The sequence below is a fragment of the Sulfurimonas sp. genome, assembly GCF_026991475.1.
Classification (GTDB): Bacteria; Campylobacterota; Campylobacteria; order Campylobacterales; family Sulfurimonadaceae; genus Sulfurimonas.
Genome location: NZ_JALXBK010000079.1, coordinates 1 through 5,156, shown reverse-complemented (window position 1 = coordinate 5,156; position 5,156 = coordinate 1). Strand labels below are relative to the sequence as shown.

The window sequence follows — 5,156 nt, the reverse complement described above, 5'->3', positions numbered from 1 at the left end:
TTCATACCATTAAAATCTTCAGAGTTTATAAGCTTACCTACCTCTGTAAAAGCAGTTTTTGAAAAGTCATGTTCACCTTCAAAAGGTTCTATTACTGCGTTTATTTCTAAATTATACTTTTTAGCAAAATCAAAATCTCTATCATCATGAGCAGGAACAGCCATAACTGCACCACTTCCATAATCCATCAAAACAAAGTTCGCTATCCAAACAGGTACTTTTTTTCCTGTTAAAGGATGAATAACGTTCAGATGAAGAGGCAAACCTGCTTTCTCTTTTTGTCTATCAATAGAAGAGGTATTTTTCATAGCATTTACTGCTGCAATTGCTTCATCATCTAAAAGTTTATGTTCAACCATATAATTTACAATAGGATGTTCAGGTGCTAAGGCAGTATAACTTACTCCATAAACAGTATCTGGACGAGTAGTGAAGACATCAAAACTTTCAAATTTATCATCAAGTTTTGCACGAGACTCTTCATCAAAAAATAGATCAAACGCAAGACCATTTGATTTTCCTATCCAATTTTCTTGCATAGTCAAAACCTGTTTTGGCCAACCACCATCAAGTTTTTTCAAATCAGCTAAAAGTTCATCTGCATAGGCTGTAATTTTAAAGTAGTACTGATTCATATCTTTTTTAACAATAGGCGTATCACATCTCCAGCAACATCCATCAACTACCTGCTCATTTGCAAGAACTGTTTGGTCATTTGGACACCAGTTAAGCATCCCTTTTTCACGATAAAGTAACCCTTTTTCATACATATCTATGATGAAACCCTGCTCAAATTTTGTGTAGAGTTCATCACTTGTTGCAAGTTCGCGTTTGCGTGAAAATGAAAAACCAAGAGAGTAAAACTCATTTTTCATATAATCAATATTATCATATGTCCAACTTTTTGGATGGCTTCCATTTTTAATAGCTGCATTTTCAGCAGGCATTCCAAAACTATCAAATCCAATAGGATGTAAAACATTTTTACCCTGTTGTCTATGGTAACGAGCAAAAGCATCTGAGATAGAGTAGTTTCTTACATGTCCCATATGTAGACGACCACTAGGAAAAGGAAACATCGAAAGGATGTACTTTTTCTCTTTGGTAAAATCATCACTCGGCTCAAAACTCTCGTGTTCTTTCCAATACTCTTGCCATTTTTTTTCTACTTCTTTTACACTATATTCCAAACTCTTTCCTCTTAATACTCTTCGTGTGTTTTACTACTCTCAATGTAAACCAATCCCATTGAGAAGATATTTGCTATTAATGCACCGATTGCCAGTGCTATTGCCCATGAATCATCTTGAACTATTACTAAAAAAATAAATGCAGGAATAAGATGTAAATCAGCAACTAAAGATGATGCCAAAAGTTCTGCTGAGAGCAAATTTCTAACACCTATTTTCAAGATTGTCGATATTAAGTTTACACTTGCAGCTACAAAGAGTGATATTGCAGTATTTTCATATAAAAACCCTGCAATTGATGTCAAACTCATCAATGAAAAAAATACGTAAACTACTTTACCCCAATCCATCTTCTAGCGCTCCTTTTACATCACACCTGATTCAAACTGTTCACGCATTCTATTTTTTTCAGCTTCTCTTTTTGCTTTTTCAGCTAATTTTGTATGGTATTTTTTCACATCAAAACCAAACCATAAAAGAATTGGTGAAGCAACAAAAATAGATGAATACGTTCCAACAACAATACCAACAAGCATTGTAAATGCAAATGGATGGATAATTTCTCCACCAAATAAGAAGAGCGTAAATATTACAAAGAATGTTGTAAGTGATGTAAGCGTCGTTCTTGATAGCGTTCTTGTAATAGAATCATTTATAGTCTCTCTAAGCGTCATCTTTTTAGACTCTACAATTCCCTCACGAATACGGTCAAATACAATGATAGTATCGTTAAGTGAATAACCAAGAAGAGTTAAAAGTGCTGCTAAAACATCAAGATTTACATCAATACCAAAAAGTGCAACTAAACCACTAGCAATAGAGACATCATGAATAAGTGCGACAACAGAAGCAACAGCAAAACGCCACTCAAATCTAAACGCAACATAGATTAAAATACCTGCAATAGCAAGAAACATTGACATAAGTCCCTTTTCACGCAACTCATTCCCAACAGTAGGTCCAACAATATCAACACGACGAATTTTAAAATTCCCTGTTCCTTGTAGCGCCTTTCTTGTTATATCACCAATGCCCTCAGCAACATTTTTACTTGTACTTTTCATACGAATAACAACTTCATCAGCAGAGCCAAATCGTGTAATTGAGGCATCATTAAACATTTTATTTGATTTTAGTTTTTCACGCATCTCTTTAATTGGCGCAGCTTTATCATATTTTACCTGAACAATAGTTCCACCAGCAAAGTCAATACCGTAGTTAAAACCTTTTGTAAGTAAAATCGCATATGAGAGCAACATTAAAGTTATGGAAAGCATAATCGCTTTTTTTGATTTACCCATAAAATCAATAGCTGATTTGTATCTAAAAAATTCCATAATTACCCCTCAATCCCAAACCAAAATTTGTAGTTTTTACTTTTACCAATTTTTTTCTCAAGTAAATCGTAAATACCATGTGTTCCTAAAATAGCTGTAAGCATAGATGCCAAAATACCGATACTCATAGTAATAGCAAAACCTTTAATAGCACCCGTACCATATACATAAAGTACAACAGCAGCTATAAGCGTTGTAATATTTGCATCTAAAATAGCACTCATTGCGTTTGAATAACCATCTTCAATGGCTTTGTGCATTGACTTGCCTTCGTAAATAAGTTCACGAATACGCTCGGAGATAATAACATTTGAATCAACTGCCATACCAACAGTCAGGACAATACCTGCCATACCAGGGAGTGTTAAAGTCGCACCAAAGAGGCTCATAATTGCTAAAAGTAAAAAGAGGTTTGCAATCAAAGCAATATTTGCAATCAGACCGGCCATACGATAATAAACAAGCATAAAAATAATAACTAAAATAAAACCACCAGCAAGCGCTATCATTGATTCTCTAATACTGTCAGCACCTAAACTTGGTCCTACTGAACGCTGCCCCATCATATATACAGGTGCAAGCAGCGCTCCAGAACGCAGTGCAATAGCTAAATCTTTTGCACCTAGTACTGTATAGTTACCAGAGATTTGTCCTGAACCTCCACCAATGCGTTCATTAATATTTGGAGCAGAAAAGACTTTACCATCAAGAACAATGGCAAGGCGTTTTCCTACATTTTTACCAGTAAAATCACCAAAAATATCTGCACCCTCTGCGTTTAGTTTAAAGTCAATAACAGGCTTATTATTTTTGTTAAATCCGACATTTGCACCGGTAAGCATACTTCCATCTAAAATAGGAATCTCATGCACAAGATACTTTACTTTAGGATGTTTTGCATCAGGTAGAATCACATCACCATACTCAGCAGCATCTGCAGGACTCATATTGTAAACTCTTGCATCTCTTGCTTCATCAACTGCCATAAGTTCCAGTTTTGCAGCACGAGATATAAGTTTACGAGCGCGTTGCTCTTCTTGTTGTGTCTTAATACCAGCTAGTTCAACAACAATCTGATTTTTCCCCTGTTTTGCAACATGCGGTTCAGAGAGTCCAAACTGATCAAGTCTGTTTCTAATGGTTTCAATAGCTTGATTAATAGCCATTTTCTTTATTTTTTGAATCTCTTTAGGAGTAAAAGAGACCACAAAAGTAGAACCATTTTGCACAACTTTTGCGCCTTCTATTTTGGATAAGAATGATTGAAATGATGCGACATCATCACTATCAAGCACTTCAAAACTCACGCTTGTTGCAGTAAAACTTAAATTGTCTATAAGAATCTCTTTACGATCAGCATAATGTTTCACACTTGCTGCAATAGACTTTATACGAGATTTTACTGCTTCATCGGTTTTTACACCCAAAAGCATATGTAAACCGCCTTGTAAATCAAGACCTAGTGTTATTTTTTTGCCCTCTTTTGTCTGAAAAAGTGAAGGCATAGAAAACGCAATACCAAACACTAATGCTAATGCAAAGATGACAATACGGTAATTAAACTTCATCCTCGTACTTCTTTGCAATGGAATCTTTTGTAATTTTAACAATTGTGTCTTTATTCATTTCAACACTTAAAAACTTCTCTTCAACTTTGTGAACAACTACAATAAAACCACCATTTGTGATTACTTTGTCACCTTTTTTAAGAGCTGCTAACATCTCTTTTTTCTGTTTTGCCTCTTTTTGTTGAGGGCGTATGATTACATAATACATAATCGCAATTAAAAATACGAACGGTAATAGTTGAGAAATTATTTCCATAGTTTCGGTTTCCTTGAGTAAAATTTTGGAGATTATACAAGAAATATACTAAATAACTAGTAAATTAAGTACAATTTCATTATGAAATATTTTATTCGACACCTTTTTATAGGATTAATTACAGCACTCTTCTTTAGCGCCTTTATCTATTTAGCATATTATGGTTTTACAAACAAACTACTAAACACTCTTTTAGGCATTACAGCTTTTACACTTTTACTCTACATTCCTAAACGCAGCATACTCTTTAGTGGGTTTTTTATTGGTCTTTTATGGTTCTACTGGATAGGCTATAGCTTTAAGTATGATGGTGTAGGCTATATGACACCTTTTATAACTTTTGGATTTGGCTTGCTTTACCTCATATTCTTTGCACCTTTGGCTTTTACAGATAAGCCCTATATCCGTGCTTTATTTCTCTTTATTCTTAGTTTTATAGAACCACTTGGATGGAACTGGATGAAACTCGAACTTCCATTTGTAAACAGTTATATTGGCGTTTACAAATATCAATTTATTGCCCTACTCTTAGCCCTTAGCCTACCTGCTCTTATAAAAAATAAAAAGCTCAAAGCACTCCCCCTTCTTTTACTTTTGGCTGCGTTTAACTATGGCTACCCAACGCAACACGATGCACCAATTAAGATAAAACTTGTTGCAACGCATATAAAACAAGAAGATAAATGGCAAAGAAAAAACCTCTATCCAACTGTTAATATGATATTTAACGAAATTGATAAAGCAACAAAAGAGGGGTATGATTTAGTTGTATTTCCAGAGTCTGTTTTTCCACTCTTTATGAATA

Annotated in this window: 5 protein-coding genes and 1 pseudogene; 1 reads left to right on the top strand and 5 read right to left on the bottom strand. The window is 34.5% G+C overall.

Annotated features, from left to right (window positions below; all coding sequences use genetic code 11):
• From MV589_RS06740 to yajC, 5 genes are all read right to left on the bottom strand, one after another.
• Positions 1-1,190: class I tRNA ligase family protein (locus MV589_RS06740; RefSeq protein WP_297433229.1), on the bottom strand; the 1,190-nt coding region annotated here is incomplete at its 3' end.
• Positions 1,191-1,201: 11 nt separating this feature from the next.
• The gene (locus tag MV589_RS06735) at positions 1,202-1,540 is read right to left on the bottom strand and encodes a DUF6394 family protein (protein WP_297433227.1); all 339 of its coding nucleotides are present in this window, start codon (positions 1,538-1,540) and stop codon (positions 1,202-1,204) included.
• A gap of 15 nt (positions 1,541-1,555) precedes the next feature.
• Positions 1,556-2,527, bottom strand: a complete 972-nt coding sequence (secF, locus tag MV589_RS06730; protein ID WP_297433225.1) for a protein translocase subunit SecF — start codon at positions 2,525-2,527, stop codon at positions 1,556-1,558.
• Positions 2,528-2,529: 2 nt separating this feature from the next.
• Positions 2,530-4,095 (bottom strand): protein translocase subunit SecD, encoded by a 1,566-nt coding sequence (gene secD, locus MV589_RS06725; protein ID WP_297433224.1) that lies wholly within the window; start codon positions 4,093-4,095, stop codon positions 2,530-2,532.
• Positions 4,085-4,351: a preprotein translocase subunit YajC gene (gene yajC, locus MV589_RS06720; protein ID WP_297433222.1), complete on the bottom strand. Its 267-nt coding sequence runs from the start codon at positions 4,349-4,351 to the stop codon at positions 4,085-4,087. The genes secD and yajC overlap by 11 nt, the downstream gene beginning before the upstream one ends.
• 81 nt (positions 4,352-4,432) lie before the next feature.
• On the opposite strand from yajC, the pseudogene MV589_RS06715 reads away from it, so the two are divergent.
• Positions 4,433-5,156: pseudogene (locus MV589_RS06715) on the top strand (apolipoprotein N-acyltransferase); the annotation flags it as partial.

Coding starts and splice junctions, on each gene's coding strand:
- MV589_RS06735 (WP_297433227.1), bottom strand. CDS start 1,540: ATGGATTGGGGTAAAGTAGTTTACGTATTTTTTTCATTGATGAGTTTG.
- secF (WP_297433225.1), bottom strand. CDS start 2,527: ATGGAATTTTTTAGATACAAATCAGCTATTGATTTTATGGGTAAATCA.
- secD (WP_297433224.1), bottom strand. CDS start 4,095: ATGAAGTTTAATTACCGTATTGTCATCTTTGCATTAGCATTAGTGTTT.
- yajC (WP_297433222.1), bottom strand. CDS start 4,351: ATGGAAATAATTTCTCAACTATTACCGTTCGTATTTTTAATTGCGATT.